Genomic DNA, 22,708 nt, shown 5'->3' on the forward strand with positions numbered 1-22,708 from the left:
ATAATAGGCATGAAAATTTTATTGCGTGTTTTACTGTTGTTCGCAATGACTGAGAGGGTATTGGCTGAGTCTGAATTTGTTGTTACTCACCGCTCGCCCTATACGCCACTCGATAAGCATCATGATTATAGTAATGAGCTGTTGGCATTAGCGCTGGAAAAAACGCGTCAGCTATATGGGCCTTTTACATTAAAAGCTATGCCTCCACGCAATTACACTCGCTCGCTCAAGGCCGCTGTAGATAATGCTTATCCGAATCTGGTGATCGAAACAAGTTATGAGCGACTGCTCGATCAAAATAGCAAGCTGACCTATATTGATTTCCCTCTGGACTTGGGTGTTTTGGGTTATAGAATTTGTTTTATTAACCCAAAATTAAAGGCAAGTGGACGAGATTTTACCAATCTGGAGCAACTGAAAAAGTATACTTTTGCGCATGGTGTAGGTTGGGCGGACACTGCTATTTTGCGCCACAATGGCTTGAGTGTGCGCGAAATGGACAATTATGACGGCATATTTTTAATGGTATTAAGTGGGCGCGTCGATTTTTTTTGTCGCGGCGCTAATGAAATACTCAATGAACGCATGCAGTTTAAAGAGCTGACTGATTTGGAAATAGATGACAGTTTTATGCTGGTTTATTCTATGCCGCGCTTATTCTATATGAACAGCAAAAATACCCTAGCGAAAGAGCGGCTAGAGGTCGGTATTAAAATGGCATACGAAGACGGTTCTCTACAGCAGTTGTGGTTAAAGCATTTCAAAACCAGTCTTGAGTGGGCCCAATTATCGAAACGAAAAGCGATTTATTTGGAAAATCCCCTGTTGGGTGGTTTGGCGCTCAGCATTAAGCCTGATTTCTTGTCGCTTTTAGCGCCAGTTGCGCGCGCGAGTTCTAGCAAGCAATCTGAATAGCGTAAGTATTGGGCATTTTATTTGTGTTAATTGTAAAATTAATTACATTTAACTTTTTGATTTATAAGGATATTTTTTAATTAACAAAACATTGTGCAAAATATTGCAATTATTTTTTGAACTAATTTGTAGGGGTGCGAGTCTCAGTTATGTGTGTTTTACGATCATGAGCTAACTCCTCCCCTAATGGCTTTTAAGCCAGCTAAGCGCGAAGTTTTTTGCTAAGCAAACCCCGACTGGTTCGGGGTTTTTTTTGGCCTAAAATCGGGCAATTGTGCAAACAATGTTGCACTTGCAAGCGCAGGAGAAATCGGCAGAACTTTTTTACGGGGGTGTTGGTCTAGAGTATCAGTATTAACGCAACCCCTGCTTTAATCGGTGTTTTTGATCTGTGTGGTCAATCAAGTTCTGGCATCACCCCAAGGATGTCAGTTTTTTCCGGTGGCTTTTACGAGCCACCGGTTTTTTTATGAGCGTTAATTATTCGCTGGTTGTAACGACTGTATCTGACTCATCGGTCAGTGAAAGCCATTCATTGAGCTTGGCTTTAAGATCATCAAGGCCGGTATTTTTGAGAGCAGAAAAGCATTGCACGCTGGTTAGTTGGTCAATCCCCTTCGCTTTTAAGCTTTTTTGCACGGCAAACAGTGCAGACATAGCTTGGCTGCGGCTTAATTTGTCGGCTTTGGTCAGCAGTATGTGTACTGGCATTTGGCCCTGAATGGCCCAGTTCAGCATAGTGGTATCAAATTCTTGTAAGGGGTGACGAATATCCATAAGTAGGATTAGCCCTTGTAGGCATTCTCGCTTTTGTAAATACTCCGATAAATCCCGTTGCCACTTTTCCTTTTGCTCGCGTGATACCTTGGCATAGCCATAGCCGGGCAAGTCGACCAAGCGTTGGGTATCGCTTAGGTTGAAAAAGTTAATGAGCTGCGTGCGGCCAGGGGTTTTACTGGTGCGCGCCAACTTGCGGTTATTGGTCAAGGCGTTGATTGCGCTCGACTTGCCAGCATTGGAACGCCCTGCAAAAGCAACCTCTACACCGCCTTCGGGGGGACATTCACGAATACTGGGGGCGCTTTGGGTAAAGTGGGCGCGGTTAAATGAAATCTCGGTAGACATAAAAACCCTTCAAAATAGTGTGTTATTAGCGCGTTGGTATATAATGCCGCCGTCTTTTAGGCTTGGCTGCGCGCCAAAGGCGGAATTGTAGCTTGTTGGCTGGTCATTAAGCGAACTTCGCATCAATGTTTTGGCTGCGCCCGCAAAAACATGTCTGGCATCTATACTTAGCGAATAGATACTCTACTCTTAGCGAATAGATTTTCTATCTGCATTTAACGAAAAGGTACTCTATGTGTATTGCCTGATTTATCAGCAGGCTACGCACCAGAGCACAGTCACTATCGAATCATCGTTCATATCGGATTAGCCAATGAAATATATCGTAAGAAATGCACTTTTTTCACTGGGATTTATTGCGCTTGCACAGGGCGCTATAGCAGCTGGCGATGCCGCAGCTGGTGCTGGTAAAGCGGCTATTTGCGGCGCTTGTCATGGCGCTGATGGCAACAGCGTAATGGGTACATTCCCTAAGCTGGCTGGTTTGGGCGAAAGATATTTACTCAAGCAAATGAAAGATATTCGCGCGTGGGATGTTGAACCTAATGCAGATAAAAAAGCGACCACAGGGCGTGCAGTGCCTGAAATGACTGGCTTGCTGGCTAAAATGACCCCAGCAGATCTTGCCGATATAGCCGCACATTTTGCGAGTCAAACAACGCAGCTGTCTGGTTCGCAAAAACTGGACGTAAAAGTTAACTCGGGCATCTTAGTTGATGCCTTAGAGTTGGGTGAACGCACCTATCGTTCAGGTAACCTAGCGAATGGTGTACCTGCGTGTACGGGCTGCCATGCACCTAATGGGCAGGGTAATATTCCTGCAGGTTTCCCTCGCTTGAGCGGACAGCACCCTGAGTATATTGAGAAACAACTGCGCGCTTTCCGCGCGGGTGAGCGCACTAATGATGGCGACCAAATGATTATGCGTTCAGTGGCAGAAAAGCTGAGTGATGCGGAAATTAAGTCGCTGGCAAACTTTATCGCGGGTTTACATTAAGCATCAGCAATATTAAAAAGGCGGCTCAGGTCGCCTTTTTTTTCATGTATAAATTGGTATCGTCATTTCCTGTCTGAGAAGTATTCGCAATACGTGGAACTTGTCGGCGTTTTATAGGCCTAAAGCCTGATTTCATCCACCAAAAATAATATGAGGATTGCTTCAATGCGTAGTTTGATAGCCCTGTTAGGTGTTGTATTTGCTCTAAGTGCCTGCGCACAAGAAGCCACCAGTGACTACAAAGAAGGTAAAGATTACTTTGTGCTGGAGCAGCCGGTGCGCACCGCTGACCCGAGTAAAATTGAAGTGGCAGAAGTGTTTTCTTATCACTGTCCCCATTGTTTGCACTTTGAGGCCTTGTTGCAGGTCTGGGAAAAGCAGCAGGCAGATGATGTTGATTTCGTGCAAACTCACGCCAAATGGAATGCCCAAATGGAGCCCTTGAGTCGCGGTTTTTATACCTCTATCGCGTTGAAAATTAAAGATAAAACCCACATGGATGCGTTCAAGGCCTTTCAAGTTGAACACAAACCATTGGCAACAGCGGAAGATTGGGCCGAGTTTTTTTCTGCCTACGGTGTGGATAAGGCAAAAGCAATAAACACCTACAATTCTTTTGGTGTAAACAGTATGGTTATGCAAGCTGAAGCCCGTATGCGTAGCTATAAAGTAAGTGGTACACCGGAAATGGTGGTTGAAGGTAAATACCGCATCAATGCCAACATGACGGGTGGTCAGGGCGATATGCTTAAAGTTGTTGATTTCTTGGTTGCTAAGGTGCGTAAAGAGCGCGCACTGGCTAAAAAGTAATACAGAAATATTAGAGATGGCAGGCATGTGCCTATTATCTCAACCTAAAAATAAAAGAGGATTAGAGTATGCGAATTTTAGTGGCCTTATTGGGCTGGATGATTTCTTGGAACCTTTACGCTCAAGCGGCACCCTACACCGAAGGCAAAGAGTACATGGAGATTGTGCCCGCTGTTCGCGGAGCAGATGAGAGTAAAATTGAAGTAACAGAAGTATTTGCTTACTCCTGCCCACATTGTTTTCATTTCGAGCCTATTGTTGATGCTTGGGCGAAAAAACAGAAGCCTGATGTGAAGTTTATACAGTCACACGCTATGTGGAGCCCGCAAATGGAGCCTCATCTCCGTGGTTTTTACACCTCTATAGCGTTAAAAATTAAGAATAAAACCCATATGGCGGTATTTAATGCCATACATGTGGAGCATAAAAATCTTGTCAACGCAGAGCAGTGGGCTGATTTTTTTGCAACCTATGGTATCTCAAAAGAGAAAGCGATAAGCACGTACAATTCATTTGGCGTGAGTAGTCAAATCAAGCAAGCTGAGGCGCGCGCGCGCAGCTATAAGATCACCAGCACCCCTGAAATGGTGGTTGATGGCAAGTACCGCATTGGCGCACGCGAAGCCGGTGGGCAGGAAGAAATGCTTAAAGTGGTTGATTACTTGGTGACTAAGATTCGTGCGGAGCGCGCACGCGCTGCGGTGACTAAGCAATAAGGTTTAACGAGTTCAACCAAAAGCCCGCTAGATGCTGTCTAGCGGGCTTTTTTATTGGCTTAAAAAATGTGGAATGGCGGTCTATGGCTATACTCAATAGATTGTAGTTTTTGAGCACTCTGCGGGAGTTTAGGCTGATCATGGCAAGTCATAACGAGGACAAAAATAACTGGCGAGAGAAGTATCTAAATGCGCTGGATATACAGGAAAGTTTAGAAAAAGATTTTGCCCAACAACAGGAGCTACTACGAAAAACCCTCGTGCGGGTGAGTGTGGCAGCGGATGGACAAAATGCTGAGCTAGACCAAATGTTGAGCCAGTTACGTGAACGATTGCGCACTATGGGCGCGACTATGAATGTGCAGGATATGGATGGTCTGCTCGCTAGGCTCGAAAAAGCTGTTATCGGCTTTGAAGATCAGCGAACACTGGGCGCGCGCGAGGTGCGCGAGTCGCTCACGGCAACACTTAAACCCTTACAGCAACTGGATTTGTCGCGCAGTATCAATAAAGAAATTAGCCGCTATATCGATAATTTGCCTGCACGCAGTCAAAAAATATACCTCTATCCTGCGCTACTGCGCCAACTAGCGGATTTACAGGTTCGTGCTTTAGAGGAAGTGGAAAAGCCTAAAACAAGTTTTTTAAGCCGATTATTGCCGGGTCGCAGTACCAACCCCCAAGCAGAAAACTCTCTGCTTGAATCTGCCATGCTGGAAGCTGCAGCACTCAAAAATATTAAAACTACGCTAACAAACGAGAAGCCATTTGAGCTAGAGAAGCCAATAGAGTTTGAGGCTGCTACTGAGCGCAAAATTACCACAGACAATACGGAAGTAACGGTAAAGGTTTTAGATGATAGTGGCTTGTTAATTGTGCCAGCAGATAACTCCTTGCCAATGGACCCAGCGGAATTACATGAGGCGGCACAGGAGCGCAGAGCAAAAATAGATGCTATCGCGCCCGAGACAGCAGATAAGATTACGCAGGTGCTAATCGCCTTTCTTAATAGTTTAGAAAATGAATCGAGCATTCAATCAAAAGTAGACGATATTCGCAAAAAGGTGGATCAGGGGCTGCCACCGGATGCGTTGATTCCCACCTTAGAAGGTGTGCGCGACTTAGTGATGGAAGCCTATCTTGCAGCTAATGATGCTTTTGCAACCTATTTAAAAGATGTTAACCAAGAGCTTGTTGAAATTTATTCTTTAATTGGTGGTGCGGTAGAGCACAGCCAATCAGAGCGTGCTGCTTCGCGCCAATTGCAGGAAGATGTGATGCGTCATATGGATGACTTAGCAACCCAATCTCACTCAGCGACCGATATCAGTCAACTTAAGCATCAAGTGCAATCACAGCTAGGTAATATTCGTCAGGCAATTGATAGCTATCAGCACAGTGATGCGGATCAAAACCAACTGGCGCAACAACTTGCGACCTTAAGTGAAAAAATTAAAAATATGGAAGTGGAGGCGGAAAAAAATCGTGAGACATTGGATACACAGCGCTATAAGGCAATGCATGATTCGCTTACCGATTTACCCAATCGTGAGGCTTACAACCAACGCATTGCAATAGAAATACAGCGTTGGCAGCGCTACGGTCGCCCCTTAAGCCTTGCTATTTTTGATATAGATCACTTCAAAAAAATTAACGACAATTACGGCCATCAAGCGGGTGACCGAGTAATAAAAGTCATTGGTAAAACTATTCAAAAGCGCCTGCGTGAAGTTGACTTTTTCTGTCGTTATGGTGGCGAAGAGTTTGTTGCCCTTATGCCCGAAACTTCAGGCCCTGCCGCATTGCTTGTTTTAGAAAAAATACGGGAAGCCATCGCCTGCGCGTCTTTTAATTATAAAGATCAGCATCTTTCTATTACTTTTTCTGTTGGTTTAACAGAGTTTAAACAAGACGATGTTTTAGAGACTGTATTTGAGCGTGCAGATACTGGTCTTTATGCTGCAAAAGAGGCAGGTAGAAATTGCTGCAAACTAGTGTAATGAGGGTGTGGATGAAAATTAAACACAGAATGCTGACAGGGTTTATCGGGTTATTTTTTGCAGTCATTATGCCAATAGCGCAAGCAGAAAGCCTTGATATTTTTATTAAGGATAAAGAGGGCCAACCCGTGAAAGATGCCGTTGTGGCCCTCATGCCTAGCAGCGCTATAGATTACAACCAAATGCCTACGGCCATAATGGATCAGCGCGAGAAAATGTTTGATCCCCGCGTACTGGCAATACGCGTCAATACGCAAGTGCGTTTCCCCAATAGTGATGATGTTCGTCATCACGTTTATTCCTTTTCTCCGGCAAAAAAGTTTGAATTGCGTTTGTATCATGGTTTGACGGCTGAACCGATTGTTTTTGATCAAGCGGGGAAAGTGGTTTTGGGCTGCAATATTCACGATTCAATGATTGGTTATATCTACGTATTAAATACGGAGTATTTTGCTAAAAGTGACGCGAACGGAAAGTTAACTATCAATAATGTTCCTGCAGGTGACTATCAGTTGGAGTTACATCATCCCGATCTACGTGATGACTACCCTGTGGAAAAAATACAGGTAACTTCCGGCGCTGCGCAGCAAAAAGTATTGGTTGTAAATAACTTGTCTGGTTCCATTCCTGTTAAAGATGTGGGTGAGTTTGACAATCTCTTTTAAACACTAAGCGAAAGAAATACATGTTGAAATCGAGTTATCTCGTAAAGTTGTTGGCTTTTGTTTTAGGTCTGGTGGTCACACTAGAGGCCATCTCTTATGTGGCCACACGCATAGTTATTAATAAGGCAGTAACCCAAAATGCGCGCGCTGAACTTTTGGCGGGCGGTGAGTTGTTTCAGCGTATCGTGGAACAAAACGTAAAACAGCTGGCGCTTTCGGTAAAAGTGCTCACCGAAGATTTTGGTTTTAAAGATGCAGTAGCAACAAAGGACGAAAATACTATTCGTTCAGCATTGAATAATCATTCGGCACGAGTGAACGCCGATGTGGGGGTATTAATAACCCTGGATGGAAAGCTCATCGCAAGCGATGCCAGTTTTGGTTTAAAAGTAACGAATGAGCTACAGCAATTGCGCGATAAAGCAGAGGCGCAAGGGCAGGCATATGACACCGTCATTGTGGATGGTAAGGCCTATCAGTTTGTTTTCTTTGCTGTGAAAGCACCCATTGTAATTGGCTTAGCGGGCATGGGTTTTGAGGTCAAACGAGAGTTTAGCAACGATCTAAAGCGGCTCACAGGGTTAGAGGTGTCTATCGTTAATTTCCATGCAGATAATATTAATTATCTAAGCGGGACGCTCGATGATGATGAACGTCAACGGCTAGTTGCAGAGTTGCGCCAAGATTATGCAGAAGGCAGTGTATTTGAATATGCAGGTCTAATGTCGCTGCAGGTTCCCTTTGCGCGTCAAAATAAAGCACTCATCGCTGTCTTGCAGGTTCCGCTCAGTAAAGTCTTAGCCCCCTTCGCCAGTTTAAATGTTCAGTTGCTTATTTTGGCATTAAGTTTTTCTGCGCTCGCTGCCGTAGCTGCATGGTTTTTAGCGCGCAGTGTGACGCGGCCGGTGCGTAAGCTGGCGGGTATAGCGCGGCGTATTGCTAAAGGTTTTTATGATACACCTATTAAGGTGCAGTCTAACGATGAGCTGGGTGAACTGGCGAGTGCATTTATTAATATGCAGGAAGCTATAGGTGAGCGGGAGCAGCAAGTACGCTATCAATCTGAGCATGATCCACTTACGGGGCTCCCTAATCGTATTCGTATAGTGCCTGAGCTAGAGGCGGTTATTGCACAGGCTCAGCAACAGAATAATAAAATTTATCTATTTGTAATGGATATAAAAAACTTTACTCAAATCAATGATGAACTTAGTCAGGAAATTGGCGATGGAGTTTTGCGTGCAGCAGGACAAAAGTTACTGCAGGCAATGGGTGAGAGAAAGGTGTATCGCTTGGGAAGCGATGAGTTTTTAGGTGTGCTCAATAATTATACCAGTGAAGCGGCAGGAGAGTTTGTTGAGTCCATTCACTGTGCTTATAAAAATCCTATGATCGTGAGTGGTATACAGGTCAACATAGAAGTCAATATAGGTTTGGCTGCTTTTCCCGATGATGCCAGCTCAGTAGAAAGTCTTTTGCGTCGGGTTAATTTGGCGTTAAATAATGGCCGTATTGCTGGGAAAAATACCTGCTTCTATCAGAATGGTTGGGATGAAAATCATTTGCGCCGTTTGCATTTGTCGCGCGAGTTTGAAACTTCTCTTGCTAAAAATCATATTAGTTTGCATTACCAGCCTAAAATTAATTTAGAGAACCCGCATGTTTTAGGCGCGGAGGCGCTGGTGCGTTGGCATCACCCAGAAATAGGTTTTATTGGTCCGGATGAATTTATCGGCATTTTGGAAAGCTCGGGCCAAATTACATTATTGACTCGTTGGGTTTTAAAAGTTGCCATACTAAAAATAAAACAACTTATCCTAGAAGGAATAAATTTAAAGTTGTCAGTTAACTTATCTGCTTTAGATTTGTTGGTGGAAGACTTGCCGCAATATGTAGGAGCACTATTAAATGTACACCAAGTTCCTGCAGATTATTTATGTTTAGAAATTACGGAAAGCGCCATAATGCGTGAAGCCGAAAAATCGATAAATAATTTGAAGCGCTTAGAGGCGCTAGGTTTAACTCTATCCATTGATGATTTTGGCACAGGGTACTCTTCGCTTTCGCAGTTAAAAAAACTTCCCGTCAGTGAATTGAAAATTGATAAGTCATTTATCATGAATTTAGATAGCAGCGCGGACGATCAGCTTATTGTGCGCTCCACGATTGAACTGGGGCATACCATGGGCTTAAGCGTAACCGCAGAAGGTGTAGAGACAGAGGCCATTAAACATCTATTAAAATCCTATGGCTGTGATGTGGCGCAGGGCTACCTCTACAGTAAGCCCTTGCCAAGTGAGGCATTTTCTAACTGGATGAAACAATATTTAGCGGGGTTGACGTCATGATGAAGGCGCGGAAAAAGAAAGTCGTCAATTATGTAGTATTTTTTTTTATGTTGACAAGCCTATGCTCGGTCGCGGCAGCTAAGGGCTCAGACCGCAGCCGCTTGTTGGTGACAGGTGGTGCCAGCACAATTGAGGGTACTGCGGGCGGCGGCATAGTACCAATGGCTGTTATTGCGGGTTATGGTGCTCAAGAAGAGTATGGTGGCACTGCATTTTTAAGTCTGGTCGATACCGGCGATTATAGTCTAGAGGTGGCGGGTGCTAGTTGGGGTTGGCACAATCGTGTGGAATTCTCATTTGCTGAGCAAACCTTAACGCATCAATCTTTAACGGCTGCGTTACAGCTGCCGGACAACACTATTCGTCAGCAAATTGTTGGCTTGAAAGTACGGCTGCTGGGCGATCTTATTTATACCGCATCACCACAAATTAGCTTAGGTGCTCAGTATAAAAAAAATAAAGATTTTTTTGTTCCTGGTGCAGTCGGCGCAACAAAAGATTCGAGCACCGATATCAATTTAACCGCGACTAAATTGTATCTTGGTGGAATTTTTAATCGCAATTTTTTGCTAAATGCTAACCTGCGTTATACCGATGCGAATCAGCAAGGTTTGGTGGGGTTTGGCGGTGACCTTAATCGCGATAAAGAAATAATGGGGGAGATCTCTGCCAGTGTATTGCTCAATAAATATTGGCTAGTGGGCGCCGAATATCGGCAAAAGCCTAACAATCTTTCCTTTATTCGCGAGGACGATTGGCAAACACTCTTTGTGGGTTGGTTTCCCTCTAAGCGCATTGCACTTGTGGCGGCCTATGTAGATTTGGGTGAAGTAGCGACCTTCAAAGATCAAACTGGGTGGTATGTTTCGCTGCAAGGGAGTTTTTAATGATGATGACTTTTTTACATGTTTGCTTGCGTAAAATGAGTTGCGGCGCAAAAGTGGTTTTACTCTTGATGGTATTTAGCTTAATTGCTTGTACCAGTCGCGCCCCGGATGGAAGCTCTCTGTATAAAGCGCTTGGTGAACGTCAGGGGATCGATAATATAGTACACGCGATGATTTATATTATCGCGCAAGATGAACGGGTAAAACCGCGTTTCAAAGGTGTAAATATCGCGCACTTTAAACAGGGCTTTAGCGATTATGTGTGTGTGGTGAGTGGCGGCCCCTGTGAATATAAAGGTGAATCTCTTGCAGTCGTGCATGCAGGGCATCACTACACCAATAGTGAATTCAATGCGATTGTGGAACATTTAATTCTTGCGATGGAACAGCAACATATTGCCGTGGCAACGCAAAATCAATTGCTGGCCCGCTTAGCCCCCGCCTATAAAGATGTGGTTTATCAATAACTATGCGCACTCTATAGCTCGTTATTAACACAAGTTAACGATTATCGACAAAAATGAGCGCCTCAATAAAGCTCAAGAGGTTTATGCTTTAACGCTGACTTGGCGCAGTCACACTATAAATTAAATAATGATTTAGTCTGCGTTATCCATCGTAACTCCACAGTATTAAGAGAAGCTTTTCATGAAAAATCACCTGCTCGGTCTTGGGCTAGTGGCATGCGCCCTTGTATATCCCGCATCGCTTCACGCCAAAGATGGTTTGAGTATTAATGATAAAAATTACTTTAGTATGCCGGGCCTAGATGTGACGGTGTTTAGTGATATTTATCCCGATGGGCACCAAACGGGCGTCACTATTATTCAAGCGGGAAGTCGTATTGCCGCTAATGGCGATGTGCGTTTGGAAATTTCTCCCGGCCAATGGTCGCCAGTGCCTGTGGGCGGCAAGCAAGATATTGATAAAAAAGAGCAACGTATTACACAAACCTTGTCCTACCCTGATCCGAGTAAGGATCGCACGGGTTTTAATCCAATTCTGTATCCCGATTTAAAGTTTACCTATGACGTCAGTGTTACCGCATTAAAAGATAATCGATTCAAAATCAGTGTCAATTTAGAAAAAGCCTTGCCGCCGGAATGGATTGGGAAAGTGGGTTTTAATTTAGAGTTGTTCCCTGGTGAACTTTTTGGGAAGTCCTTTTTAATGGATAAGACCAGCGGATTATTTACCCAACAGGCCAATGGTCCCGTGGTAAATCCACACGGTGAATTTTTAACGGCGCCTATGGCTGTTGGCAAAAAGCTGGTCATTGCTCCTGAGTCTGAGACTCAGCGTATTCTCATTGAAAATGCTCAGGGCGATTTAGAATTATGGGACGGGCGCGGTAATCACAATAACGGGTGGTTCATTGTGCGCTCGATAATTCCCGCCGGTGCAACGGGCAACGCTATAGAGTGGATTGTAACGCCCCATGCCATAAAAAATTGGCGCTACGAGCCGGTTATTCAGGTATCACAACTAGGTTATGGCACTGCGCAAGCGAAAAAAGTGGTTATAGAACAGGATGCGCGCGATACCAAAGCCTCAGAACTTAATATTTATCGGTTGAGCGAGCAGGGAAAAACCCTTGTGAAAAAAGCCAAGGTACAGCCTTGGGGTAATTTTTTACGCTATCAATATATGACCTATGATTTTTCGGCGCTTACAACACCGGGAATGTATCAAATAAGTTACCGCGATAAATTATCGGCGCCATTTAAAATTGGCGATGATGTATTTTCCCGTAATGCTTGGCAGCCTACACTCGAATATTTTTTACCTGTCCAAATGTGCCACATGCGCGTTAATGAAAAATATCGCGTTTGGCACGGGCTTGATCATCAAGATGACGCGCGCATGATGCCGCTCAATTATAACCATATTGATGGTTACCTCTCGGGTCCTTCAACGCTTACCAAATTTAAACCCGGTGAGTCAGTGCCCGGTTTGAATCAGGGCGGCTGGCACGATGCAGGAGATTATGATCTACGCGTTGAATCGCAAATAGGAACGGTCTGGCGCTTGGCCGCAATGGTGGAAGAATTTGGTTTAACCTTAGATAGCACCCATATCGATCAAGCCAAAAAAATTGTCGAAATTCATCAAGCTGATGGGAAAAATGATGCACTGCAGCAAATTGAACACGGCTTGCTGAGTGTTCTCGGTGGTTATAAATCTATGGGGCGTTTGTATCGCGGCATTATTTCACCCACGATTCGTCAATATGTGTTGTTAGGTGATGCATCAGTACAAACAGATAACTTACCCCACAACTCATCTCTCGCGCCTGAAGATATAAAAAATGGACAGTCTGGCGCAACCGACGATCGCTGGGTTTTTACGGAAGACAACCCCGGGCGCGAACTCTATGTGGCGGGTGGTTTGGCTGCAGCAGCGCGGGTGTTAAAAGATTTTAATCCGCACATGGCGCAAGATGCTTTAGCCGCGGCCGAAGATCTTTATCGCATAGCCGCACCCAAGGTGAAGCAGCAAAAAGAACGTGTGTTTGCTTTGAGTGAATTGGCGTTGGCGACAAACAATCCAACTTACCTTAAAGAGCTCATTGGCTTGCAGGATGTCATCACTGAAAATATTGCTGATACTGGTTGGGTACTGGGGCGAGCCATGCCATTAATTAAAGATACAAACTTTGTTATGGCGGTTAATAAAGCCGTAGCGGCGTATCAACGCGACTTGCGTGAGCGCGCTAAAACAGAATCGCCCTATGGTGTTCCCTACACCCCTAATATCTGGGGCGCAGGATGGACCATTCAGGATTTCGGCGTAAAACAATACTTCTTTCATAAAACCTGGCCACAATATGCGAATAGTGACTCTTATGAAAATGCGTTGAATTTTATTCTGGGCGTTCATCCTGGTCAGAATACACAGTCCTTTGCTTCTGGTGTAGGTGCAAATTCTGCAACAGTTGCCTACGGTGTGAACCGCGCAGATTGGTCCTACATTCCGGGTGGTGTTATTTCCGGTACCGCGCTTATTCGCCCCGATCTACCTGAATTAAAAATATGGCCTTATTTTTGGCAGCAAACAGAATATGTGATGGGCGGCGGTGCAACGAATTATATGTTTTTAGCCTTGGCGGTTGATCAATTAAATCAGCAGAAAAAATAGCGAAGGGTATTAGTTGGCCTGCACTATTTCATAATTGAGTGCAGGCCAATTTTTCAGAGAAAAATAATTTAGCGAAAAATATTAGCGCTAAGAAACTGTTGGTGACTGGGTAGTTGTGGCAGTGCCAGTTGAATGCTGGCTGCTATTGACTCCAGTTCCGTAGCCAGTTGCTGCTCATTAAACTGGTCAGTGGCAGGGTGATAGTAATCGGGCAGGTGTTCAAAGCCCGCAAACATTGCCAGCCAGCTATTGGTTCTAAAAAAATCCAAATTATCTAAATTCACCTGTGCAGTCGTCTGAAACAAATGAATTTGTTCACTTAAGCTGGCGGGTATTGCCATGTTCCGGCAGTCGTCCCAAAAGGCTTCGCCGTTGCGTTCATTTAAGTGGTAGTGAAGAATAATAAAGTCGCGCAATTTTTCCTGGCGCAGGCGCAGAATTTTATTAGCCTGCTGGCTTAAGGCTGGGTTCCACTGGCGATTGGGAAAGTGATCAATCAGTTGATTGATGCTCTCGTGAATCATATAGATGCTGGTGGATTCGAGCGGCTCTAAAAAGCCACTGGCCAAGCCTATGGCGTATACATTTTTATTCCAGGTTTGTGTGCGCATGCCGGTCACAAAGTGTAGATGTTTCGGCTCGGCCAAGGGTGTTCCTTCAAGTGTGTTTAGCAGCTGTGCGCTGGCCTGTTCTTTACTTAGATAAGCGCTGGCGTAAACATGGCCATTGCCCTGACGGTGTTGCAGTGGAATGCGCCACTGCCAACCGGCGCAGCTGGCGATAGCGCGGGTGTAGGGTACAGGTGCACTGGCGGCATTAGTCGCAACGGTGACAGCGCTATCGCAGGGCAGCCAGTGGCTCCAGTTTTCATAACCGGTTTTTAATACCTCCTCAATCAGTAAGCCTTTAAAGCCTGAGCAATCAATAAATAAATCGCCCTGCAGTGTCTGCCCATCGGACAGTTGCAGCGCCGTTATAAACCCGGTGGTCGGGTCTTGTATGGCGCCGGTTAGCTGTGCGTCTATGCGCATTACGCCGAGTGCCTGTGCATACTGGGCAAGGTATTGCGCAAATAAACCCGCGTCAAAGTGAAAGGCGTAATTAAAGGCGGCTAGTTCGGCTTCGGGGTTTGCTTTGGGCAGCGCGAATTTATGTGCCTGCGCCATTTGCGCGGCTAGGCAATAGTTATCCAGTGCCTGCGCTTGGCCCTGCTGGCGCATTTTGATCCAACAGTGGTAAAACGGAATGTTGTCGATGCGTGCGCCGTATCCAGCGAAGGGGTGTAAAAAAGCTGTTGCAGGTTTGTGCCAGTGTTCAAATTGAATGCCTAATTTATAGGTGGCCTGAGTGGCGCGCATAAATTCCACTTCATCAATTTTTAATAATGTTAAAAAATCTTTGATGGCGGGAACTGTGGCTTCGCCTACCCCAATAGTGCCAATGCTAGATGATTCCACTAGGGTAATTTTTGGTTGATTGTTAAAGCGCTTGGCGAGTGCAGCGGCGGTCATCCAACCTGCGGTGCCGCCGCCAAGAATAACAATGGAGTTAATGCGTGTGTCTGCCATGAGAAGCGCCTAATAAAACCTTTAAACGTAAAAAAGAGAGTAGATATGAATCTACTCTCTCCCTGTTACTGCGACTTAATGGCGGCCATTAAAACTTGGCGGTAACTCCCGCCGTTAAGCGGCGCTCATAAAGATCGTATTGACTGATGTTGTCTTCCCACTGTCTGTATTCAATCTTGTTTTCAGAGAGAATATTGTTGGCGGAGAAGCTAACTTGTACGGCTTCAGTGACATCATAGCTACCGGATAGATCTACAAACAATTGCGGTTTAATCCATTGGTTTAAACCGTTGGGATTGTTAGAGGTCATCCAGTCGCGGAATTGGCCGTTGTATTGTTCGCTAATATAGTTAGCGGCAATACGCGCCTGCCATTTATCCGCTTGATACCAAACAATGGCGTTAGCTTGATTTTTGGCGGTAGAGCCAAAGGGGGCGTCGCTGCCATCGTTAAGTTTGGTGGTGCCTTTGCTGGGTGAATAGGTGTAGTTAAGTGTTACACCGGTATTAGCCAAAAAGCCGGGCAAGAAATCCAAACTTTGTTGGTAGGCCATTTCATAACCTTCAACTGCGCCGCCTTTACCGTTTTGAACGGTGTACACAGGTGCGCCGTCGCGGGCCACGCCATCGGTATCCTTCAAGCTTGTATCTAACACGCTATCGCGGAAGGTGAAGCTTTCGATATCCATGTGAAAGTAACCTAGCGTTACTATGGCGGTATCGGTTGGGTACCATTCACCAGCGAGACTAAAGATACCAGCGTTCCAAGGTTTCAGGTTGGGGTTGCCGTTATTTTCAACGCTGTTAATGCGTTGAAAACTTTCGCCATTAGCTTGACCTTTATAACTGGCAGTAGTGCCGCCACCTAAGGATTTTAGGTCTTGTAATTGTAATGTTTCGTTGTAGGCCGCTTTAATTTTCCATTCATCGCCAATATCAAAGTTCAAGTTAACACTGGGCAGCGCATAGTTGTAGGAAACATCCGTGGCCTCATCACCTAAGTCGGTATAGGTAGTGTGGTTTGGATCGGTTCCCGCCAAAATAGTTGGGTTTAATTGCGTAGAGTTGGTGATGTTGCGATTGACAGTTAGGTCGATTTTTACATAGCGCAAACCGGCGTTACCGCTCATGCTTACGGCATCGTTAATCGCCGCATCAAAATTAAATTTCACATGTATCGATTGCTTAGACTCATCGACCACATAGGATTTATCGGGGTTATTAATTTGTTGACCGGTGCCATAGAGCATATTTTCAAAGGCAACTGGGTCATCAATTTTGTCGACATTAATCATTGGAATAGACAGATTCAGACCGCTAACCGCTTTACCAAAGTCGCTTACTTGATGGATATAACCTTGTAATTTTGGATCGCTAAAAGTGAACACTTTTAGCGGGTCATAGGTTGCACCAGCAGCGGTGCCGGTGCTGCCAGCCTGACCCAATGCGTAGCCAACTTCATGATATTTATTCAGCAGTTCTACGCCATTTTTGATGTAGCCAGAGGGTGAGAAAAACGAGAAGCTATCATTAGTGGTGCTGCGATCTGAAAGACGTAGGCCGAAATCAACCGAGGTTAAACCGCTGTCGGCAAACTTGAAGTTACCATCAGCGCGCAACACATCAGAGGTTGCCTCTTGGTAGCTACCATCGATCCAGCCCGAGTGCAAATACCAGGCAGATTCTTTACTGGCGAGCGATGCCAGTGCTGGGTCGACACTAAAGCCAACATTTTCTGCGTTAAGTTTGACGTTGATTGGGTAGATGGCGCCATTGTCGATGCCGCCTGGGTTGAGTTCAACATCAGCACCACCGGGTGTGCGCGGTACTGCTTTTTTATAGGTGACACCAGCAAGGGTCAGGGCGTTGTCGGTGCTTTCTGCTTTGCCATGGACCCAGCGCAGTGCGCCGGTGAAGGCTTCACCCGCATCGTATTTCAACTCAACATTGGTGTTAAGTGCATTGGTGTCGCGGTAGTCGCCCAGTACCCCGGCGCGCAGGCCAGAAATATTGGTATTGTATTCGGTAGCATAGGCGCTTTGACCAATGGCCGAAGCATCGTGCAAGCCGGATGCAGGAAATGCGGGCTTGCCACTCGTGGCTTGATAGCTGTGGAATTGACTGCGATCGGTACCGTTGGTGAGGTAGAGGAACTGCCCCGCCGACTTCTCGGTCATGTCGTTGTACATAACATCGGTATTTAACTCTAGGCTGTCGCTCAGCATCATGTTGAAGTTGTAGACCAAGCCCAGACGCTCACGTGAAGTTTCACGGGTTTGCACATTACTGTTCCAGGTGGCGCCATGCAGGATTTCGCTGCTGAGTTTGCCGTCGCCATCTAAGTCTTGGCAGCTGCCGCCCGGGCAACCCCAGGATGATTCTACTGCGCGGTCAACTGACTGTACGCCGCGGTTATCCGCCAGGGTGGAATCTGAGTAGGACAATGCAAGCGAGCTGGCAATTCTGTCGTTGGCTTTCCAGGCGATAACACCATTGATATCCGGGTCGGTAGATTGGCTAACATTGCCATTGCTGACTTTGGCGGACGCGGCCAGGGTTAAGCCATCATCGAAGCTCAGTGAGCGCTTGGTCAACATGTCGATAGAGCCGGAAATACCGCCCTCAACATTGGTAGCCGACTGTGATTTGTAAACATTAATACCGGAAACCAAGCTCGAGGGAATATCAGTAAAGTCGGCTTTATTGTCGGTGAGCGACTTAGCCGTTAAAAAGGTTTCGCCATTCAAGGTGGACTGAATTTGCTGCATGCCGCGAATGCTCACTAAGCCACCCTCTTGACCGGCATCGCGTGAAATTTGAATGCCGGTAATCCGCTGCAGCGAATCGGCAATAGTGACGTCCGGCAGTTTACCCATATCTTCCGCAGCGACTGAGTCGACGATTTCGGTGCTATTGCGTTTTATATCAATGGCGCGCTCTTGGGCGCCGCGCACACCGCTGACGATAACTTCTTCTATAGCGCCTGACTCTGCAAAGGCACTGCTGGAACCTACAAAGGCGCTACTGGCTACGCAGGCGGCTATAAGGCTAGATAATATTTTTCTGTTAAATCCTATGGTTGGTGTCATTAAAGCATCCTCACTCTGTAATTTTTATAGGTGTACTCTGGGGTAGTCACTGCTTAATACAGCAGTGTTTGCTCTAAGCTAAAGTTGATCTAAAAAGACCCGCTAAAGCGCAAGAGGTGTCTAATCCTATTTGTAATCGATTACATTTACAATATTTTTTTGCCATAAAACTAACGATTTATCTGGTTTTACTCTTGAATAAAAATATGAAGTGTTAACGTTACTATTGGTTTTTTTATAACTTAAAATACAACCATATGATTTAAATAGAATATTTTTTTACTTTTTATAATATTAATTTTTTGCAGGTGAAGTTATAGGGGTTAATAGTGTCGCTTTAAAAAATGTCTTTTGAGTGAAAACGGTTACAAATTGTGACATTAATGAAGATAGTTGGAGGGTGATTTTGAATTGCATGCCAAATGGTTTTTTTAGGTGACATATTTGGGATGGTAGCCTTGACGAATGCCTTATAACTAAAAGCATAAAATTCTTGGCTAGCTTATTTCTTTGTGCCAAAAAAGCTTAGGCAGGCGCTGGATTATGGTGGTTATAGGAGTATTCTGAGCGCCTCTTTGATATCGACAGGTTAGATGCATCCTATGACAACAGAGGCTAGAGCGCTTATTCCCACCAATATCATTACTGGGTTTTTAGGCGTGGGTAAAACCACGGCGATTCGCTATTTATTGGCGCATAAACCAGAGGCTGAAGTCTGGTCGGTTTTGGTGAATGAATTTGGAGAGATAGGTATAGATGGCGCGCTCTTGCAGGGTACCAATGCCCATGTGCGCGAAGTACCTGGCGGCTGCATCTGCTGCGTTGGCGGCTTGCCAATGAAAATGGCGCTGAACATGTTGATCGCCACCACCAAGCCGGATCGTATCTTAATAGAGCCTACAGGCTTGGGGCATCCGGAAGAAATCATCGCCAGCTTGACCGGTGAATATTACGACACTGTGCTCGATTTGCGTGCGACGCTCACCTTGGTGGACCCGCGCAAATTGCGCGATGAGCGCTACACCGGCAATGCTAATTTTCAGGATCAGATAGCGGTTGCGGATGTGTTGGTTGCGAATAAAGCCGACCTTTGCAATCAAGAGGATTTGGCGTTGTTTCAGCAGTATGTGCAGGGCCCCGAGCTACAAATTGTGACTCAGGGGGCGTTGGAAGGTGCTTGGTTGGACCTGCCGCGCGCTATTCATAGCGTTAAAAATCCAGGGCATCACAGCAACAACGGTGCAGAAAACCGTAATCGCTTAAAGCCCAAGGGTGAACTTTACAACAACAAGCACCAGCTGGCGGCGGAGCAAGAGTTTGTGCGTCGCGAAAGCCAAGGGCAGGGGCATTTCGCCTGCGGGTGGATGATCCAGCCCCAGATACAGTTTGATTTCAATCAGCTTTTTGGTTGGATGACGGGGCTACACTGCGTGCGTGCCAAAGCGGTCATGCACACAGACCAAGGTATTTTTATGTTTAACAGCGAGAGCGGTGTGCTCAGTGTGAATGAACTAGAGGTACCGCTCAGCGATTTAACCGATAGCCGTTTAGAATTGATCGATGCGCAACCTTTGGCGGCGGCAGAGCATGAGATGGCGTTAATGGCCTGTAAACGGTGAAATGGCGTGTAGGCAGAGCGCTATTTATAGCTTGCGCTTGTAAGCATAGGAAAGCCCCCCAACTTAGATAGAATAGGCTAAGGTTAAGGGTAGGTTTTTTAAAGCAGTGAATTTAGATTAACCATCCGCATCAGAACAACAATAGAAATTTCAGAGGTTATACATCATGTTATTGCTCGCTCTTATAGTGCTTTGGCTCTTGGTGGCCGTGCTCGTGTACCGCCAAGTGGCGCTCTCTGCGGCCTCTTCAGTGGTTATTGTGGCCTGGTTGCTGCTTAGTGTTATAGCGCCCAGTTTGTTGTCTGTGTGGTTAGTAGTGCCGCTGGTCGCGGTTATGTTGGTGCTGAATGTGGCGCCTATTCGCCGCGCAGTGCTCACTAAGCCGGTATTCAGTGTGCTCAAGAAATCTATGCCCGCTATGAGTGTTACCGAACGCGAGGCAATTGAAGCGGGGACTACTTGGTGGGAAAAAGATCTTTTCAGCGGCAAGCCCGATTGGAATGAATTTGCGCAAATCAACTTGCCGCAACTCACCGCTGAAGAGCAATCGTTCCTCGATGTGGAAGTCAGTGAATTCTGCGAACTGCTCGACGAGTGGGATATTCAAAATAACCGCAAAGATCTTTCGCCGGAAGCTTGGCAATACCTGAAAGATAAAAACTTCTTTGGCCTGATTATACCGACTGAATATGGAGGTCGTCATTTCAGCGCCTATGCCCAAAGCCGCATCATGAGCAAAATTGCCAGCCGTTCAGGGACGGCAGCAGTAACCGCGATGGTGCCTAACTCCCTCGGCCCTGGCGAACTCTTGGTTAAGTACGGCACCGAAGAACAGCGTCAGCGCTGGCTGCCCGGTTTGGCGAAGGGCACCGAGATTCCCTGTTTTGGTTTAACAGGCCCCGAAGCGGGCTCCGATGCAGGCTCAATTCCCGATTTAGGTATTGTGTGCAAAGGCATGCATGAAGGCCAAGAAGTACTCGGTCTGCGCATGACTTTCAGTAAGCGTTGGATCACGCTCGCCCCCGTGGCAACCGTGGTTGGCCTAGCGTTTAAGCTGCAAGACCCCGATGGTTTGTTAGGCGATGCGAACAAAAAAGAATACGGTATTACCTGCGCGTTGATTCCCGCCAATCACCCTGGTGTAGAAATCGGCAAGCGCCACAATCCTGGCTCGCCGTTTATGAATGGGCCTATTTACGGTACCGATGTATTTATCCCGATTGACTGGATTATTGGCGGTGCTGCTATGGCCGGTAAAGGTTGGCGCATGCTGATCGAATGCCTTGGCGCGGGTCGCGGCGTTTCTCTACCTGCACTCTCTACCGCCAGCGGCGAAATGAACTACCGCATGGTGGGCGCCTATGCGCGTATTCGCCGTCAATTCAATATGGAAGTGGGCAAGTTTGAAGGTGTCCAAGAAGCCTCGGCTGAAATCGCGGCCAGTGGTTACGCGCTTGAAGCCATGCGTCAATTTGTGACCAAAGGCTTGGAGACTGGCGCGCCCTCGGTCATGACTGCTATGGCGAAATACCATGCGACTGAGCTGATGCGTAAATCGGTCGAACACTCGATGGATATAGTCGGTGGGCGCGCCATTCAAAAGGGGCCGCGCAACTTTTTGGTGGCGTCCTATCACAGCGTACCTGTGGCCATCACCGTTGAGGGTGCGAACATTCTCACTCGCTCACTGATGATTTTTGGCCAGGGTGCAATGCGTTGCCATCCTTTCCTGTTTGAAGAAATGCAAGCCATGCAGTTGGAAGATCAGGAGGAGGGCATTAAAAAGTTCGATAAGCTCTTCACCAGTCATCTTGGCCACATAGTAAACAATCTGCTGCGCACTAAGCTGCTTGGTTTTGTGGGTGGCCGTTTCAGCAGCGTGCCTGCCAATGCCGATGACTTTAGCCGTCGCTGGTATCAGCGTATCAATCTATTAAGTGCTGCCTTGGCTTCTATGTCAGATATTGCGCTGGGTATTTTGGGCGGTAATCTTAAACGACGTGAGCTTTTATCGGCGCGCTTGGGCGATGTGCACAGTCAATTGTTTATTGCTTGTTCAATCTTGAAGTTCCATTCCGCGCACCCGCGTACCCGCGCTGAAGATGCACATGCCGAGTATGCACTGCATCGCTCGCTCTATCTTGCGCAAGAAGCTCTGCGCGATTTTGCGGAGAACTTCCCGCTAAAATGGCTCGCCAAAATAATTCGTTTCATCGCCATGCCTTACGGCACCATAGTGCATAAACCCAATGACAATTTAATCCGCGAATTGGGCGACCTTATTATGGAAGAGAACCCTGTGCGTCAAATGTTGGGTCAGTATCTCCATGTAAGCCATCAGGCCGACGATGCCTTTGGCCGAGTTGAATCTACTTTCCAAAAGTTATTGGCGCTTGGCCCTGTATGGCACAGCTTCTTGAAAGCCAAAAACAGCGGCAAAATTTCCGGTGCGACGACGGAAGAATTGGCCAATGATGCAGCGGCAAAAAATATCATCCAGCCGCACGATGTTGCGCCCTTGGTGGAATACGATGCGCGCCGTGTTGACTGTTTAATTACGGACTCATTCGACAAGTTGTAATGGGCGTTTAAATTTGCCTGCAATCTAGGGTTGAACAAGTAAGTGATTATTAAAACCTGCCAAGTGAATATTTGGCAGGTTTTTTTATATGCGCTTTGGTAATTTTTTCAGTGCAGCTGAGTGTTTGATCGCTCTACTCCACCCTAAGGAGTAGTTGGATTTACCTAGCAGGCTGTTGAAAACGTTTTAAACGCAGCAACAGAGCAGATAGTTTTTCAACAACCTGTTAGCTGTGTAAACTGCGCGGATTA

Annotated in this window: 15 protein-coding genes; 12 read left to right on the top strand and 3 right to left on the bottom strand. The window is 46.1% G+C overall.

Annotated features, from left to right (window positions below; genetic code table 11):
- Positions 1 to 9: 9 nt before the first annotated feature.
- Positions 10 to 915 carry a hypothetical protein gene (locus AC0KUT_RS00990; RefSeq protein ID WP_488832790.1) on the top strand — a complete coding sequence of 302 codons (906 nt, stop codon included), beginning with the start codon at positions 10 to 12 and terminating at the stop codon, positions 913 to 915.
- 480 nt (positions 916 to 1,395) lie between these two features.
- On the opposite strand, the gene yihA is transcribed toward AC0KUT_RS00990, so the two are convergent.
- Positions 1,396 to 2,040, bottom strand: a complete 645-nt coding sequence (gene yihA, locus AC0KUT_RS00995) for a ribosome biogenesis GTP-binding protein YihA/YsxC (RefSeq protein WP_488832792.1) — start codon at positions 2,038 to 2,040, stop codon at positions 1,396 to 1,398.
- Positions 2,041 to 2,353: 313 nt separating this feature from the next.
- Between yihA and AC0KUT_RS01000 the strand changes: the two genes are divergently transcribed.
- The 9 genes from AC0KUT_RS01000 (at position 2,354) to AC0KUT_RS01040 (ending at position 13,601) form a co-directional block, all read left to right on the top strand.
- Complete coding sequence (locus tag AC0KUT_RS01000) at positions 2,354 to 3,037, top strand: c-type cytochrome (protein WP_488832793.1); 684 nt, start codon at positions 2,354 to 2,356, stop codon at positions 3,035 to 3,037.
- 165 nt (positions 3,038 to 3,202) lie between these two features.
- Positions 3,203 to 3,847 carry a thiol:disulfide interchange protein DsbA/DsbL gene (locus AC0KUT_RS01005; RefSeq protein WP_488832795.1) on the top strand — a complete coding sequence of 215 codons (645 nt, stop codon included), beginning with the start codon at positions 3,203 to 3,205 and terminating at the stop codon, positions 3,845 to 3,847.
- 68 nt (positions 3,848 to 3,915) lie between these two features.
- Complete coding sequence (locus AC0KUT_RS01010; RefSeq protein WP_488832797.1) at positions 3,916 to 4,563, top strand: thiol:disulfide interchange protein DsbA/DsbL; 648 nt, start codon at positions 3,916 to 3,918, stop codon at positions 4,561 to 4,563.
- Positions 4,564 to 4,703: 140 nt separating this feature from the next.
- Positions 4,704 to 6,563, top strand: coding sequence for a GGDEF domain-containing protein (locus tag AC0KUT_RS01015; RefSeq protein ID WP_488832799.1), 1,860 nt, complete (start codon positions 4,704 to 4,706; stop codon positions 6,561 to 6,563).
- Between the two features lie 11 nt (positions 6,564 to 6,574).
- Positions 6,575 to 7,228, top strand: coding sequence for a hypothetical protein (locus AC0KUT_RS01020; protein ID WP_488832801.1), 654 nt, complete (start codon positions 6,575 to 6,577; stop codon positions 7,226 to 7,228).
- 20 nt (positions 7,229 to 7,248) lie between these two features.
- Positions 7,249 to 9,576: a putative bifunctional diguanylate cyclase/phosphodiesterase gene (locus AC0KUT_RS01025; protein WP_488832802.1), complete on the top strand. Its 2,328-nt coding sequence runs from the start codon at positions 7,249 to 7,251 to the stop codon at positions 9,574 to 9,576.
- On the top strand, positions 9,573 to 10,463 hold the full coding sequence (locus AC0KUT_RS01030) for a DUF3034 family protein (protein ID WP_488832804.1): 891 nt from the start codon (positions 9,573 to 9,575) through the stop codon (positions 10,461 to 10,463). Before AC0KUT_RS01025 ends, AC0KUT_RS01030 begins: the two co-directional genes overlap by 4 nt.
- Positions 10,463 to 10,930, top strand: a complete 468-nt coding sequence (locus AC0KUT_RS01035; RefSeq protein ID WP_488832806.1) for a group I truncated hemoglobin — start codon at positions 10,463 to 10,465, stop codon at positions 10,928 to 10,930. Before AC0KUT_RS01030 ends, AC0KUT_RS01035 begins: the two co-directional genes overlap by 1 nt.
- A 181-nt stretch (positions 10,931 to 11,111) precedes the next feature.
- Positions 11,112 to 13,601, top strand: a complete 2,490-nt coding sequence (locus AC0KUT_RS01040; RefSeq protein WP_488832808.1) for a glycoside hydrolase family 9 protein — start codon at positions 11,112 to 11,114, stop codon at positions 13,599 to 13,601.
- A gap of 68 nt (positions 13,602 to 13,669) precedes the next feature.
- Here AC0KUT_RS01040 and AC0KUT_RS01045 read toward each other — a convergent pair whose 3' ends face one another.
- A complete protein-coding gene (locus AC0KUT_RS01045; RefSeq protein ID WP_488832810.1) occupies positions 13,670 to 15,169 on the bottom strand; it encodes a tryptophan halogenase family protein in 1,500 nt (499 codons plus the stop codon).
- 88 nt (positions 15,170 to 15,257) lie between these two features.
- Entirely contained in the window at positions 15,258 to 18,257 is a 3,000-nt protein-coding gene (locus AC0KUT_RS01050; protein ID WP_488832811.1) for a TonB-dependent receptor, read from the bottom strand.
- A gap of 602 nt (positions 18,258 to 18,859) precedes the next feature.
- On the opposite strand from AC0KUT_RS01050, the gene AC0KUT_RS01055 reads away from it, so the two are divergent.
- Both AC0KUT_RS01055 and AC0KUT_RS01060 read left to right on the top strand, forming a co-directional pair.
- Positions 18,860 to 19,876 (top strand): CobW family GTP-binding protein, encoded by a 1,017-nt coding sequence (locus tag AC0KUT_RS01055; RefSeq protein WP_488832812.1) that lies wholly within the window; start codon positions 18,860 to 18,862, stop codon positions 19,874 to 19,876.
- Positions 19,877 to 20,042: 166 nt separating this feature from the next.
- Entirely contained in the window at positions 20,043 to 22,457 is a 2,415-nt protein-coding gene (locus AC0KUT_RS01060) for an acyl-CoA dehydrogenase (protein WP_488832814.1), read from the top strand.
- Positions 22,458 to 22,708 lie beyond the last annotated feature (251 nt).

The sequence above is a fragment of the Cellvibrio sp. 25HG11W-0 genome, assembly GCF_057815475.1.

Excerpts from the sequence above, each read along its gene's own strand:
- AC0KUT_RS01015 (WP_488832799.1), top strand. The coding sequence starts at position 4,704 with ATGGCAAGTCATAACGAGGACAAAAATAACTGGCGAGAGAAGTATCTA.
- AC0KUT_RS01030 (WP_488832804.1), top strand. The coding sequence starts at position 9,573 with ATGATGAAGGCGCGGAAAAAGAAAGTCGTCAATTATGTAGTATTTTTT.
- AC0KUT_RS01060 (WP_488832814.1), top strand. The coding sequence starts at position 20,043 with ATGTTATTGCTCGCTCTTATAGTGCTTTGGCTCTTGGTGGCCGTGCTC.
- AC0KUT_RS01050 (WP_488832811.1), bottom strand. The coding sequence starts at position 18,257 with ATGACACCAACCATAGGATTTAACAGAAAAATATTATCTAGCCTTATA.
- AC0KUT_RS01025 (WP_488832802.1), top strand. The coding sequence starts at position 7,249 with ATGTTGAAATCGAGTTATCTCGTAAAGTTGTTGGCTTTTGTTTTAGGT.
- AC0KUT_RS01000 (WP_488832793.1), top strand. The coding sequence starts at position 2,354 with ATGAAATATATCGTAAGAAATGCACTTTTTTCACTGGGATTTATTGCG.
- AC0KUT_RS01035 (WP_488832806.1), top strand. The coding sequence starts at position 10,463 with ATGATGATGACTTTTTTACATGTTTGCTTGCGTAAAATGAGTTGCGGC.
- AC0KUT_RS01055 (WP_488832812.1), top strand. The coding sequence starts at position 18,860 with ATGACAACAGAGGCTAGAGCGCTTATTCCCACCAATATCATTACTGGG.
- AC0KUT_RS01010 (WP_488832797.1), top strand. The coding sequence starts at position 3,916 with ATGCGAATTTTAGTGGCCTTATTGGGCTGGATGATTTCTTGGAACCTT.
- AC0KUT_RS01020 (WP_488832801.1), top strand. The coding sequence starts at position 6,575 with ATGAAAATTAAACACAGAATGCTGACAGGGTTTATCGGGTTATTTTTT.
- AC0KUT_RS01040 (WP_488832808.1), top strand. The coding sequence starts at position 11,112 with ATGAAAAATCACCTGCTCGGTCTTGGGCTAGTGGCATGCGCCCTTGTA.
- AC0KUT_RS00990 (WP_488832790.1), top strand. The coding sequence starts at position 10 with ATGAAAATTTTATTGCGTGTTTTACTGTTGTTCGCAATGACTGAGAGG.
- yihA (WP_488832792.1), bottom strand. The coding sequence starts at position 2,040 with ATGTCTACCGAGATTTCATTTAACCGCGCCCACTTTACCCAAAGCGCC.
- AC0KUT_RS01045 (WP_488832810.1), bottom strand. The coding sequence starts at position 15,169 with ATGGCAGACACACGCATTAACTCCATTGTTATTCTTGGCGGCGGCACC.
- AC0KUT_RS01005 (WP_488832795.1), top strand. The coding sequence starts at position 3,203 with ATGCGTAGTTTGATAGCCCTGTTAGGTGTTGTATTTGCTCTAAGTGCC.